At 70.9% G+C, this 12,311-nt stretch carries 13 protein-coding genes; 8 read left to right on the forward strand and 5 right to left on the reverse strand.

The window, feature by feature from the left end:
* The first annotated feature begins 6 nt into the window (after positions 1 to 6).
* Entirely contained in the window at positions 7 to 1,398 is a 1,392-nt protein-coding gene (locus ABT324_RS22705; RefSeq protein WP_351180987.1) for an aspartate aminotransferase family protein, read from the forward strand.
* Positions 1,395 to 2,777 carry an APC family permease gene (locus tag ABT324_RS22710; RefSeq protein ID WP_351180990.1) on the forward strand — a complete coding sequence of 461 codons (1,383 nt, stop codon included), beginning with the start codon at positions 1,395 to 1,397 and terminating at the stop codon, positions 2,775 to 2,777. The genes ABT324_RS22705 and ABT324_RS22710 overlap by 4 nt, the downstream gene beginning before the upstream one ends.
* Positions 2,778 to 2,831: 54 nt before the next feature.
* Here ABT324_RS22710 and ABT324_RS22715 read toward each other — a convergent pair whose 3' ends face one another.
* A complete protein-coding gene (locus ABT324_RS22715; RefSeq protein WP_351180993.1) occupies positions 2,832 to 3,803 on the reverse strand; it encodes an aldo/keto reductase in 972 nt (323 codons plus the stop codon).
* Positions 3,804 to 4,252: 449 nt separating this feature from the next.
* On the opposite strand from ABT324_RS22715, the gene ABT324_RS22720 reads away from it, so the two are divergent.
* The 5 genes from ABT324_RS22720 (at position 4,253) to ABT324_RS22740 (ending at position 9,235) form a co-directional block, all read left to right on the forward strand.
* Positions 4,253 to 4,924, forward strand: coding sequence for a hypothetical protein (locus ABT324_RS22720; protein ID WP_351180996.1), 672 nt, complete (start codon positions 4,253 to 4,255; stop codon positions 4,922 to 4,924).
* A 45-nt stretch (positions 4,925 to 4,969) separates the two neighbouring features.
* Positions 4,970 to 5,839, forward strand: coding sequence for a LysR family transcriptional regulator (locus tag ABT324_RS22725; RefSeq protein WP_351180999.1), 870 nt, complete (start codon positions 4,970 to 4,972; stop codon positions 5,837 to 5,839).
* 69 nt (positions 5,840 to 5,908) lie between these two features.
* Entirely contained in the window at positions 5,909 to 6,973 is a 1,065-nt protein-coding gene (locus ABT324_RS22730) for an MBL fold metallo-hydrolase (RefSeq protein ID WP_351181002.1), read from the forward strand.
* The gene (locus tag ABT324_RS22735; protein WP_351181006.1) at positions 6,970 to 8,298 is read left to right on the forward strand and encodes an MFS transporter; all 1,329 of its coding nucleotides are present in this window, start codon (positions 6,970 to 6,972) and stop codon (positions 8,296 to 8,298) included. Before ABT324_RS22730 ends, ABT324_RS22735 begins: the two co-directional genes overlap by 4 nt.
* A 502-nt stretch (positions 8,299 to 8,800) precedes the next feature.
* Positions 8,801 to 9,235: a MarR family winged helix-turn-helix transcriptional regulator gene (locus ABT324_RS22740; RefSeq protein WP_351181009.1), complete on the forward strand. Its 435-nt coding sequence runs from the start codon at positions 8,801 to 8,803 to the stop codon at positions 9,233 to 9,235.
* A gap of 72 nt (positions 9,236 to 9,307) precedes the next feature.
* Here the strand turns inward: ABT324_RS22740 and ABT324_RS22745 are convergent, their stop codons facing one another.
* On the reverse strand, positions 9,308 to 9,691 hold the full coding sequence (locus ABT324_RS22745) for a hypothetical protein (protein ID WP_351181012.1): 384 nt from the start codon (positions 9,689 to 9,691) through the stop codon (positions 9,308 to 9,310).
* 661 nt (positions 9,692 to 10,352) lie between these two features.
* Here ABT324_RS22745 and ABT324_RS22750 point away from each other — a divergent pair.
* Entirely contained in the window at positions 10,353 to 10,553 is a 201-nt protein-coding gene (locus ABT324_RS22750; protein ID WP_351181015.1) for a cold-shock protein, read from the forward strand.
* Between the two features lie 159 nt (positions 10,554 to 10,712).
* On the opposite strand, the gene ABT324_RS22755 is transcribed toward ABT324_RS22750, so the two are convergent.
* The 3 genes from ABT324_RS22755 to ABT324_RS22765 all read right to left on the reverse strand — a co-directional run bounded on the left by ABT324_RS22755 (position 10,713) and on the right by ABT324_RS22765 (position 12,250).
* Complete coding sequence (locus ABT324_RS22755; protein ID WP_351181109.1) at positions 10,713 to 11,093, reverse strand: isochorismatase family protein; 381 nt, start codon at positions 11,091 to 11,093, stop codon at positions 10,713 to 10,715.
* A complete protein-coding gene (locus ABT324_RS22760; protein WP_351181112.1) occupies positions 11,003 to 11,353 on the reverse strand; it encodes a cysteine hydrolase family protein in 351 nt (116 codons plus the stop codon). The genes ABT324_RS22755 and ABT324_RS22760 overlap by 91 nt, the downstream gene beginning before the upstream one ends.
* A gap of 219 nt (positions 11,354 to 11,572) precedes the next feature.
* The gene (locus tag ABT324_RS22765; protein WP_351181018.1) at positions 11,573 to 12,250 is read right to left on the reverse strand and encodes a GntR family transcriptional regulator; all 678 of its coding nucleotides are present in this window, start codon (positions 12,248 to 12,250) and stop codon (positions 11,573 to 11,575) included.
* Between the last annotated feature and the right edge of the window lie 61 nt (positions 12,251 to 12,311).

Raw genomic sequence — 12,311 nt, forward strand, 5'->3', positions numbered from 1 at the left:
AGCACCATGTCCGCCCACACCACCACCCTCGAAGAGCTGGCGAAGCGCCACCTGGTCATGAACTTCACCCCGGCGGCGAAGTACCGCGAGGCCAACCTGCCGATCTTCGTCCGCGGCGAGGGTTGCCACGTCGAGGACGAAGCGGGCAAGCGCTACTTCGACGGCCTGGCCGGGCTGTTCTGCACCCAGCTCGGCTACTCGCACGGCACCGAGATCGGCGAGGCCATCGCCCGGCAGATGGGCGAGCTGCCCTTCCAGACCACCTGGAGCTCCGCGCACCCGCCCGCGGCGAAGCTGGCCGCCGCCCTGGCCGAGCTCGCGCCGGGCGAGCTGAACCGGGTGTTCTTCACCTCCAGCGGCTCGGAGTCCAACGAAGCCGCGATCAAGCTGGCCCGGCAGTACCACATCAGTCGCGGGGAGCCCGAGCGCCGGAAGTTCATCGCCCGCCGGGTCGCCTACCACGGCACCAGCTTCGGCGCGATGTCGCTCAACGGCATGGTGCAGGTGCGCAAGATGTTCGAGCCGTTGATGTCCGGCGTCCGGCACGTGTCCAACACCAAGCGGTACCGGCGCCCCGACCAGGAGACCGAGGCCGCGTTCACCGCGTTCCTGCTGGACGAGCTCGAATCGCTGGTCCTGCAGGAGGGGCCGGACACCGTCGCCGCGGTGATCATGGAGCCGCTGCAGAACGCCGGTGGCAGCCTCACCCCGCCCGCGGGCTACTTCCAGGGCGTGCGCGAGATCTGCGACCGGCACGGGATCCTGCTGATCGCCGACGAGGTGATCACCGGTTTCGGTCGGCTCGGCGCCTGGTTCGGCTCGACCCACTACGGTTTCCAGCCCGACATCATCACCTTCGCCAAGGGCATCGCCTCGGCCCACGTGCCGCTGGGCGGGGTGATCGCCGACGACCGGATCATCGAGACCGTCCTGGACGGGCCGGCCGGCATGTACAACCACGCGCTCACCTACGGCGGGCACCCGGTCGCGTGCGCCGCGGCGCTGGCCAACCTGGACATCATGCGCAGGCTGGACGTGCTGGGCAACGTCGCGGCCACCAGCTCGACGTTCGCCGCCGAGCTCGAACGGCTCCGCGCGATCCCGATCGTCGGGGACATCCGCGGCGACGGCTTCCACCGCAGCGTGGAGCTGGTCACCGACCGGGCGGCGAAGTCCTGGGCCGCGGACCGGCTGCCCTCCGCCGAGTTCGTCGACCAGCACCTGGCCCCGGCCGCCGTCGAGGCGGGCGTGCTCTGCCGACTGGCCGTCGACTCCGAGGGCAACCCGCTGCTGCAGCTGTCCCCGCCGCTGGTCGCCGACGGCGCGGCCATCGGCGAACTGGTCGGGCTGGTGGAGCAGACCCTCACCCGCGCCGTCGCCTCGAGTGGGCTGCGTTGAGCGGGCTCGACAACCGTGCCGGGATCGCCCGGTCGGCGGCGGCGCCGACCGGGCACGGCCTCAAGCGCGTGCTGGGCCTGCCCTCGCTGTTCCTCTTCGGGCTGGCCTACATGGTCCCGCTCGCCGCCTTCACCACCTACGGGATCGTCACCGACGTGACGCGGGGCCACCTGCCCACCGCGTTCCTCGTCACGCTGGTCGCCATGACCTTCACCGCGCTGGCGTACGCCAACATGGTGCGCGCCTACCCGGTGGCGGGATCGGCCTACACCTACACGCAGCAGACCTTCGGCCCCGCCGCGGGATTCCTCACCGGCTGGGCGCTGCTGCTGGACTACATCTTCCTGCCCACGATCAGCTACATCGTCATCGGGCTCTACCTGGGCATCGCGATCCCGGCGGTGCCCGGGTGGGTCTGGGTGGTGCTGGCGATCCTGGTCGTCACCGGGTTGAACGTCCTCGGCATCAAGCTGGTGACCGGCATGAATATGGTGCTGGTGGGCGCGCAGGGGGTGTTCATCGCGACGTTCCTGGCGATGAGCTTCCTGACCGTGTCCGGGCGCGCGGAACCGGTGGACCTGCTCGCGCCGTTCTACAGCGCGGACTTCTCGCTCAGCGCGGTCGTCGCCGGGTCGGCTGTGCTCTGCCTGTCGTTCCTGGGCTTCGACGCGATCTCCACCCTCTCCGAGGAGGCGCGGGAACCGCGGAAGACGATCCCGCGGGCGATCATCCTGTGCACGGTCTTCTGCGGGCTGCTGTTCGTGCTGATGTCCTGGGTGGGCCACCTGGTCCACCCGGACTGGCGGAGCTTCACCGACCCGGACTCGGCCTCGGTCGAGGTGATGGCCAGCGCTGGCGGGGACTTCCTGGCGGCCCTCTTCACCGCCGCCTACGTCGCGGCCTGCTTCGCCTCCGCGATGGCCGCGCAGAGCGCGGTGTCCCGGATCCTGTTCTCCATGGGGCGGGACGGCACGCTGCCCGGCCGCGTCTTCGCCCGCATCCACCCGAAGTACCGGACCCCGCACCTGGCCACCCTGGTGGTGGGCGTGATCTCGCTGCTGGCCTGCGTCATGTCGCTGGACCAGGCCGCCGCGCTGGTGAGCTTCGGTGCCCTGATCGCCTTCACCTTCGTCAACCTGAGCGTCATCAAGCACTACGCGGTCGGCGAGGGGCGGCGCCGGGGCGCGGACTTCGCCCGCTACGTGCTCAACCCCGGCATCGGGGTGGCGCTGACGGTGTGGCTGTGGACCTCGCTGTCACCGCTGACCTTCGTCATCGGCCTGAGCTGGGTGGCGGTCGGCTTCCTCCAGCTGCTCCGGCTCACCCGGGGATTCCGGCGACCGGCGCCCACCATGAGCGGTGAGCCAGGTGCGGGCTGAGTGGTGGTGCCGCGGTTCCGGGGCCCCGCCGCGCGGTGCCCCGGAACCATTTGATCACGCGAAACCAGCGGTGTTGTGCGGGGCGTAGGCCTCTTCCAGGTACGCCGCTTCGGCGTCGTCGAGGGTCACGTCCACGGCGGCGACCGCGTCCTGCAGGTGCGCCAGCTTGGTCGCGCCCACGATCGGCGCGGAGACCACCGGGTTGCGCAGGACCCACGCCAGCGCGACCTGCGCGGCCGAGACCCCGCGCTTGCCCGCGAGCTCCTGCACCCGCTCGACGATCGTGCGGTCGCTGTCCAGGTACAGGGTCTTGCCGAACTCGTCGGTCTCGGACCGCGCCGTCGAGGCGTCCCACGGGCGGGTCAGCCGCCCCCGGGCCAGCGGGCTCCACGGGATCGACCCCACGCCCTGGTCGGCGCAGAACGGCAGCATCTCCCGCTCCTCCTCGCGGTAGAGCAGGTTGTAGTGGTTCTGCATGCTGACGAACCGCGTCCAGCCGTGGCGCTCGGCGGTGAACTGGGCCTTGGCGAACTGCCAGGTGTGCATCGAGGAGGCTCCGATGTAGCGGGCCTTGCCCGCCTTCACCACGTCGTGCAGCGCCTCCATGGTCTCCTCGATGGGCGTCTCGGGGTCCCACCGGTGGATCTGGTAGAGGTCGACGTGGTCGGTGCCGAGGCGGCGCAGGCTGTTGTCGATCTCGGTCATGATCGCCCGGCGCGACAGCCCGGCGCCGTTCGGTCCGGGGCGCATCCGCATCCGCACCTTGGTGGCGATGACGACGTCCTCGCGCCGCGCGAAGTCCTTCAGCGCGCGGCCGACGATCTCCTCGCTGGAGCCGTCCGAGTAGACGTTGGCCGTGTCGAAGAAGTTGATCCCGGCCTCGATCGCGGCTCGGATGATCTCCCGGCTCGGCTCCTCCGGGAGTGTCCAGGCGTGGGAGCCGCGGTCCGGCTCGCCGAAGCTCATGCAGCCCACGCAGACCGACGAGACCTCCAGCCCGGTCGTTCCAAGTCGGGTGTAGCGCATGGTCGTCCTCCAGTTGTGCGGAAGTGCTGATCCAGTACCTACCGCTGAGCGGCCCGCGGTTCAACTCGCTGGTGACCCCGGTGGGGAATGCGCTTGACTTCGGCCGCGAGACCTGCGCCGCCCCCGGTGCGGGCGTGCACGTGCGAGGCGTTCCGCAGCGGCGGCGGTCGCGACGGGCATACCGCGCGATTCGGGCGGCACATACGTCTGGTTTGGACCGGTGGGGCGGGGGAAGTCGACCAGTGGTGCGAAGTCGCCGGTTCGATCCGATGTGGACGATCTCCGGATCGCCGTCAACCCCGGGCAGGAACGTCGACCTATGAGTAATGCCACTCTCGTCGGCGCGTTCGTGGACGTGCGTGGACAGCGCAGGCAAGGTGGCCGGTGGAATGGCGCCGCGCTTCGACGTGCTGGCGCCGCTTGGAAGGCGTCGCGGGAGGTACCCCACCATGACCGAACCGAGCCGGGCCGAGTCGGCGGGCGAAGACCCCGTGCGCGGGGAGAACCCCGAGCAGGCGGGCGAGTCGCAGGCCGAGGAGACCCAGCACGGGCCCGCCAAGGGGACCGAGCGCGCCTCGGCGGAGGAGTCGCCTGCCGCGGCTGAGGAGACCCGGCCTGAGGCGGCGGAGGAGGCTCCCGCCGGGCCCGAGGAGGCCCAGCCTGAGGCGGAGGAGGAAGCTCCCGCCGCCCCGAACCGCGGGGGCAGGAAGAAGCTGCTGGTCGGGCTCGGCAGCGGTCTGGTCGTGGGCGTCGTCGCCGGGATGGCGGTCGCCGGGATCGCCAAGCCGGACTTCCTCGTCGGGCCGGGCAAGCCGGACGACCGGGCTTCCGCGGTCACCGCGGCGCTGGCCAGCAAGAACGCCACCGGGCTGGCGGACAACTCGTGCCGCAGCACCGACGGCCAGCTGGCCCCGCAGCTGCCGCCGCAGGCGTTGCAGCTCATCCAGTCCGCCAAGCAGACGGGCCCGACCCACCGCTCGCTGGACAGCGAGGCCCTGGCCCCGGTGGACCTCACCCTCACCGCGCAGGGCCAGACCCAGACCCTCCCGATCGACGTCGTGCTCGGCGTGACCGACGGCGAGTGGTGCATGAAGGGCATCGCCGACCGCCAGCAGCAGTAGCGGGCCGCTCCGGCTCCGCTCGCCGCGCGCGCTTACCGTGTGCGCGTGGAACGACGCCAGCTCGAGTACTTCCTCGCCGTGGTGGACCACGGCGGGTTCACCGCGGCGGCTGCCGCCCTGCACGTGGCGCAGCCGTCGCTGTCGCACTCGGTCAAGGTGCTGGAGCGGGAGCTGGGTGCGGAGCTCTTCCACCGGCTTCCGCGCAGCGTGCGGCTCACCGCCGCCGGTTCCGCGCTGGTCGACTTCGCACGCCGGGCACTGCGCGAGATGGAGACCGGGCGGGCCGCGGTGCGCGAGGTGGCCGGGCTGATGGCCGGCAGGCTGGACCTGGTCACGCTCCCGACGCTGGCGCTGGACCCGCTGGCCCGGGCGATCGGCCGGTTCCGCGCCCGCCACCCGCAGGTCCGGGTGCGGCTGCACCAGCCGGAGTCCGAGGAGGACGTGCGCGCCGCCGTGCGCACCGGGCGGGCCGAGCTCGGCCTCGCCGACGCGGTGCCGCGCCCGGCCGACGACCTGGAGAGCACCCCGATCGGCGAGCAGGAGCTCGTCATCACGCTGCCGCCGGGCAGCACCCCGCCGCCGGACGGGCGGATGACCGTCGAGGAGCTGCTCACCAGGGAGGTGGTGACCGGCTTCGAGGGCACCCTGGTGCGCGACATCCTGCGCGCGGAAGCCGAACGCCGCGGAACCGAGCTCAACGTCGTGGTGGAGGTGGGGCACCGCGAATCGGCGCTGCACCTGGTGGTGGCCGGTGCCGGGTGCGCGGTGTTGCCCCGCCCGCTGGCCCGGCTCGCCGAGCTGGAGGGCGCGGTGCTGTGCTCGGTGCAACCCGTGCTGAACCGCCGCATCGACCTGTTCCGCCGCCCGGGGAAGCTGTCCCCCGCCGCGCAGGCGTTCCTGGACCTGCTCGCATAGTCGGCCTCTATCGCTGGACGTGAAATTCGGTATTGGCGTCGATGAGTGGGGTGGTTTCCAATCGTCGGCATGAGCCACACCACTGGTCGCCCCGCCGATCCGCGCCCGAAGGTCGTCACCCTCGGCACCGCAGGAGGACCCCGCTGGTGGGCGGGCGCGGACGCGGGCAAGCGCGCGGGCATCGCCACGGCCGTCCTCGTCGGCGACCGCACCTACCTCGTCGACGCCGGGCACGGCGTGGGGCGGCAGTTGAACCTCGCTGGTGTCCCGATCAGCTCGCTGCGCGCGGTGTTCCTCACCCACCTGCACTCCGACCACACCGTCGACCTGGCCAGCCTGGCGATCTTCGGCATGTTCGCGTTGGCCGACGACCAGCCCCCGGTCCGGATCATCGGGCCGGGGGACAGGGGGGCGCTGCCGCCCGTCGCGCCCCGCGCGGTGGTGCCGCCCTCCCCGGTGTTCCCCGACCACCCGACCCCGGGCACGGCGGCGATGTTCCACCACCTGATGGCCGCGCACGCCACCGACCTGAACGACCGGGTGCTCGACGCGCTGCGGCCCAGCCCGCTCGACCGCTTCCACGCCGAGGACATCCGCATCCCCGAGGGCATCGGCTACCACCCGAACGACAACCCGACCCCAGAAGGCGTGCCGCCGTTCGAGGTCTACGCGGACGACCTGGTCACCGTCACCGCCACCCTCGTGCGCCACCCGCCGATCGCCCCGGCGTTCGCCTTCCGCTTCGACACCGCGCACGGTTCGGTCACCATCTCCGGGGACACCGCGCCGTGCGAGAACCTGGTCCGCCTCGCCCGCGGCACCGACCTGCTGCTGCACGAGGCGATCGACTTCGACTGGGTGCACCGCACCTACGCGGGCGGCGGTCCGACCGCGCAGGCCTCGATCGACCACCACACCAAGTCCCACACCAGCCCGGACCAGGCGGTGGACATCGCCAACGCCGCGGGCGCCGCAGCGCTCGCCCTGCACCACCTGGTGCCCGGCACCGCGCCCCGGTCGGTGTGGGAGGCCGCCGCGGCACGGTGCCACGGCACCTTCCTCGTCCCCGACGACCTCGACGTGCTGCACGTCGGCGCGCTCCGCGCCGCGGGTGGAGAGGTGGTCGCACCGTGAGCCAGCAGACCGCCGCCACTCGCCGGTCCACATCGGACAGCCTGAACACCAGGGAGATGCGCCGGATCCTGGCGTCCAGCTTCATCGGCAGCGCCATCGAGTTCCACGACTTCATCCTCTACGCGACCGCCGCCAGCCTGGTGTTCGGCGAGCTGTTCTTCACCGGGATGCCACCCGCGGTGGGGCTGTTCGCCTCGTTCAGCACGCTGGCCGTCGGTTACGTCGCCCGACCGCTCGGCGGCGCGCTCTTCGGCCACTTCGGCGACCGCCTCGGCCGCAAGGGCGTGCTGATCCTGTCGATGCTGCTGATGGGGCTGGCCACCACCGCGATCGGCGTGCTGCCGACCAGCGCCCAGATCGGCGTCGCGGCACCCACCCTGCTGGTCGTGCTGCGGCTGGTGCAGGGCCTGGCCGTCGGTGGCGAGTGGGGTGGCGCGATGCTCGTAGCGCTCGAGCACGCCCCGTCGAAGCGGCGCGGGTTCGCGGCGAGCTTCGCCAACATGGGCGGGCCCGCCGGTGCCGTGCTCGCCACGCTCGTGGTGGCGGCGTTCTCCTCGCTGCCGGACGCGCAGTTCCTCAGCTGGGGCTGGCGGGTGCCGTTCCTGCTCAGCGCGGTGCTGATCGGGATCGGCCTGCTGATCCGGGTGAAGGTGGCCGAGACGCCGTTGTTCCTGGAGCTGGAGGACACGGCCGAGCGGCGGAAGATCCCGCTGCTGGAGGTCGTCACCCAGTACCCGCGCAACCTGGTGCTGGGCATCGTCGCCGGGATGAGCTCCTACACCGTGCAGGGCTTGATGACGGTGTGGGCGGTGGCGCACGTCATCGAGCTCGGCGTGGACCGCACCGGGGTGCTCACCGTCAAGGCGGTCGGGGCGGCGCTGACGATCGTCGGGATCTGGTTCGCCGCCCGGCTGTCCGACCGGTTCGGCCGCAAACCGGTGATGCTCGCCGGGATGGTCGCTGGGGCGGTGCTGGCCTACCCGATCACCCTGCTGCTGCAGACGGGTGCGCTGTGGGGGTTCGCGATCGGCCTCTTCCTGGCCAACGGCATCGTCCAGGGCGTCATCTTCGGACCGTTCGGCGCGTTCGTTGCCGAGCTCTTCCCCACCCGCATGCGCTACACCGGCGCGTCCCTGGCCTACCAGACGGCCTCCACCCTCGGCGCCGGGTTCACCCCGGTGATCGCCTCCGGGCTGGTGCTCGCCGCGGGCGGCGACCTGTGGTTGGTCGCGTTGGTCTGGGGACTGTCGTTCCTGGTCTCCGCGGCCTGCGTCCTGGCGGTCCGCGAGGGCCGCGGCACCAACCTCGCCGGGGAGCCCAAGTAGCGGACCGGGCAGCGCCGCCCCGGAAGGGGCCCTCCGCACGAGCCGAGCCTCCGGGACGGTGCTGCTCCTCCGCGCCTCGCTGGTCGACCTCACCCGGGTCCACCCGCCGCGACCTCAATGGAAATCAGACGTCTGGTTTCCATTGAGGTGATCTCAGCAAGCGCCCCGACACATCACCGGCGTGTCGGGTGCCCGACACGCCGGTGGTTACAGTTTCAGTTGAAACTGTAACCATCCCCACCCCTCCGACAACGCGTCACCACTCTTGCGCACCCGAAGTTTCGGCACTCACCTGGGGTTACAGTTTCAGTTGAAACTGTGGATCATCCGGCGACTCGCCTGTGCGAGTCCGGTGAGATCGCCTCGTTCAAATCGTGCGGACGGCGAGGAGTGGTGCCATGCGCGTGCATGGGACCTCGGCGGAGCCGTCGGGGTGTCGGCACCTGGTCGCGGACGCGGCGGGGTAGGCTTCTCGGTTGCACGTCGGGTGGTGGGGGCGAAGGTGTCCAGGCGGTTCAGGGTCGCGGTGTGGCGTTCGATGATGGAGGTCCACGCCGCGGTGCTCCGCGAGATCGAGGCCGATCTGGCGGACCGGCACGGCCTCTCGGTGAACGAGTTCGACGCGCTGATCAACATCCCCGCTGGCGGGGTCGGACTCCGCGAGCTCACCGACCGGGTCATCCTGAGCCAGAGCGCGCTCAGCCGCCTCGTCGACCGGCTCGAGACCAGGGGGCTCGTCGTCCGGGTCGGCGCGGTGGGCGACTTCCGCGCCGTGGACGTCGAGCTGACCGCGGAGGGCAGGAAGCTGGCGCGCAGCGCCGCCCGCACCAACGCGGCAGCGGTCGAGCGCGCGTTCGCCGACCGGCTCTCCGAGGCGGAACTGGAGTACCTGCACGAGGTGTTCTCCCGGATCCTGGGCGGTCAGGCCGAGGACTGAGCCGTGGGTGTGGTGGGTTCTCGGCGTCAGGCCGAGAACCCACCACTTGATCAGGTGGTCACCGGATCGTGCTCATCGGACGACGTGCCAGGAGTGGCCGTGGTCCAGGAAGCAGATGCCGTGCTGCCCCTGGTGGAAGTGCCCGTGGATCGCGTGGAAGCCCCAGCGGCCGTCGTTCCACCGGTGGTCCCAGCGGTCCGGGTGGTTCCAGTGGTCGCCGCGGCCGTCCACCCGCACCGCCGCGTGGCTGCTGGCGTCGGCCGAGCCGTGGCCCCGCACCTGGGCGGACGCCTGGCTGCTCGCCTCGGCCGAGCCGTGGCCCTGGGCCTGGGCGGACGCCTGGCTGTCGACGCGGACGGTGGTGTCCTGCCCCTGGGCGGAGGCTGCTCCGGCGATGCCGAGCGTGAGCGGGAGCGCCAACGCTCCCGCAGCCAGCACGCGATTGATCTTGCGCATCAGTAGTGCACCTCTTCGATCGACATGACCTTGTTGGTGGGTTTCGGATCTGGGTAGCTGGTCCACATCGTCCGCCCGGTGGGCACGAGACCCGCATGCTGATCTCGCACTCGCCTCAACCTCGACGCTCGAACGCCTAATCCCCGATGATCTGTGTTCTACGAGACGAAGTTCTTCCTTGCCGTGCACGATGTTTGGGCGAACAATCATGCGCCCGCATAGAAGTTCCATGCGTGTGCATTGATTCGGCATGGGCCCGCCGAGATGCGTGTGGCAGAAGTGCCGTCCGCGGGTCGAGCGAGTGGGGGAAGACGTCGGCATCCAGATCCTGCGCAACGCGCTCCCGCTGGCCGCACTGCTTGCGGCCGACTGCGGCGCGGCGCGCTGGGGGAGCAGGTCTCGATCGACGTAGTCCGGGTCGAGGTCACCAACGGGTGAGCCGCCTACCGAGGCCCACTGGCCGAGGAGGTTCAACGTCGTGTACTGTCGTCAGCGGTCGTAGTAGTTCTGTTTCGTGTTCCGCGCAACCTCGCAGGATATCGATGCGGGTGAGCCGCTTTCCCTGGTCAAGCTGGAGTGAGCAGCCGTCTGAGGATCCTCCGGCCCCGGTCGGCACGCAGTGTGCCGCGCCGGTTTCCATCCAGCTCCTGAGGAGAAGAACATGGCACAGGGCACCGTGAAGTGGTTCAACGCGGAGAAGGGCTTCGGCTTCATCGCCCCCGACGAGGGCGGTCCGGACGTGTTCGTGCACTACTCGGCCATCGAGGCTTCGGGCTTCCGCGAGCTGTCCGAGGACCAGCACGTGACCTACGAGGTCACCCAGGGCCCCAAGGGCCCGCAGGCCGCCAGCGTGCGCGTCTGACCTAGTCCTTTCTTCGGTGGCTCCCCGCCCGTCGGCGGGACCTGCCACTTGATGCTTGAGCGCGAACTGATCCCCGCTGGGGTCTGGGCGCGCATGAGGGCCCGGCGAGTGCGACTCGCCGGGCCCTCGCGCTTCGCAGGAGCTGCGTGCTCGCAGGTGTCAGCCGCGGTCGTAGGCGAACTGCAGGCCCGCGGTGCCGCCGGTCTCGATGAACAGCGTCATGAAGTCCTCGGCGGTGTCCTTCCGCGCCCAGTCCCGCTGGAGCTCGCACAGCAGTTGCACCCAGGTGATGGGTTGCGCCCCGGCCTGCTCGACCCGGCGCAGCGCGGCCTCGTGAGCGGCCACCGACGTCCCGCCGACGGCGTCCACGACCGGGTAGACCTCGTAGCCCTCGCGCAACGCGTCGAGCGTGGGGAACGTCAGGCACGCCTCCGTCCACAGCGCCGTCATCACCAGCTTCCGGCGACCGGTGGCCTCGACCGCGTCGGTGAACTCCTGGTCCTCCCAGGCGTTGATCGAGGTGCGGTCGTAGGTGGGCAGGTCGCCGAGGACCTCCCGGAGTTGCGGGATGGGGGGGGCTTGTTCAAGCCGGTCTCGACGTTGACCGTCGAGTGCACGATCGGCAGCTGGTAGGTGCGCGCGATCTTGGCCACCCCGACGATGTTGGTGACCAGGAGTTGGCGGTCCATCGAGTTGATGGAATTGACCTGCACCGGTTGGTAGTCGATGATCACCACCGCTGCGTTCCCCGGCGTCAGCAGCGCATCGGTTCCCGGATCGCGGATCTGCTTGCTGGTCATCTGCGGCCTCCCGGCGGAGCGTGCTGTCGGCTTCGGGAGAGCGAGCCCCACCAGGCAGTGTGCGCCGCACTGCGCGGGTGCGCAGAACGGCGCCGGGCTTGCCCAGTTGACCAGAAGTGCCGATCTGTCAGGGGATTCGCGTCCCCACCGGGGCCAGCACCGAGCCTGTGCGGATCCGGGGGCCTCCGGGCGGCGGTGCCTCGACCAGGGCGCGCACCCCTACGGCTGGTCGTGGTGGCGTTGGAAGTGGCGGAGGGCGTCGAGGGTGGCCGTGCGGTGGCGGCGGGCCGCGAGTTCGATGTCGAGCGGGTCGGCGCCGTCCTCGATCAGGGTGATCAGCCGGTCGTGCTCGGCGACCGACTGCACCGCGCGGCCCGGGACGAAGCTGAAGGTCGAGTTGCGCAGCAGGCGCAGGCGGCTCCAGCCGCGGCGCACCAGGTCGGTGATGTGCTCGTTCGGGCAGCGGGCGAACAGGACCGCGTGGAACTCCTCGTTGAGCTCGGTGAAGCGGCGCGGGTCGAAGTGCTCCAGGCACTCCCGCATCCGCTGGTTCACCGCCCGCGCTTCGGCCAGGTCCTCGGCGGTCAGCAGCGGGGCGGAGAAGCCGGTGGCGGCGCCTTCGACGACCGCCAGCGTCTGCATCGTGGTCACGTACTCGCCCTCGTCCACCAGGGCGACCTGGGCGCCAATGTTCTTCTCGAAGGTGACCAGGCCTTCGGCCTCCAACCGGCGGATGGCCTCGCGGACCGGGACCGCGCTGATGCCGAGCTCGGCGGCGATCTGGCTGAGCACCAGCCGGTAGCCGGGCGTGAAGCGGTGCGTGACGATCCGCTCGTGGAGCCACTCGTAGGCCTGTTGGGACTTGCTGACGCGGCCGGTCGGTGCGTCCGTGGTCATGGTTCCTCGCTTCGCTGACGTGCGCTCCATCTTGCCCGACGCGCCTGTGCGTCCCGTGCCC

This window comes from Saccharopolyspora sp. NPDC000359 (assembly GCF_040300525.1).
Taxonomy (GTDB): domain Bacteria; phylum Actinomycetota; class Actinomycetes; order Mycobacteriales; family Pseudonocardiaceae; genus Saccharopolyspora.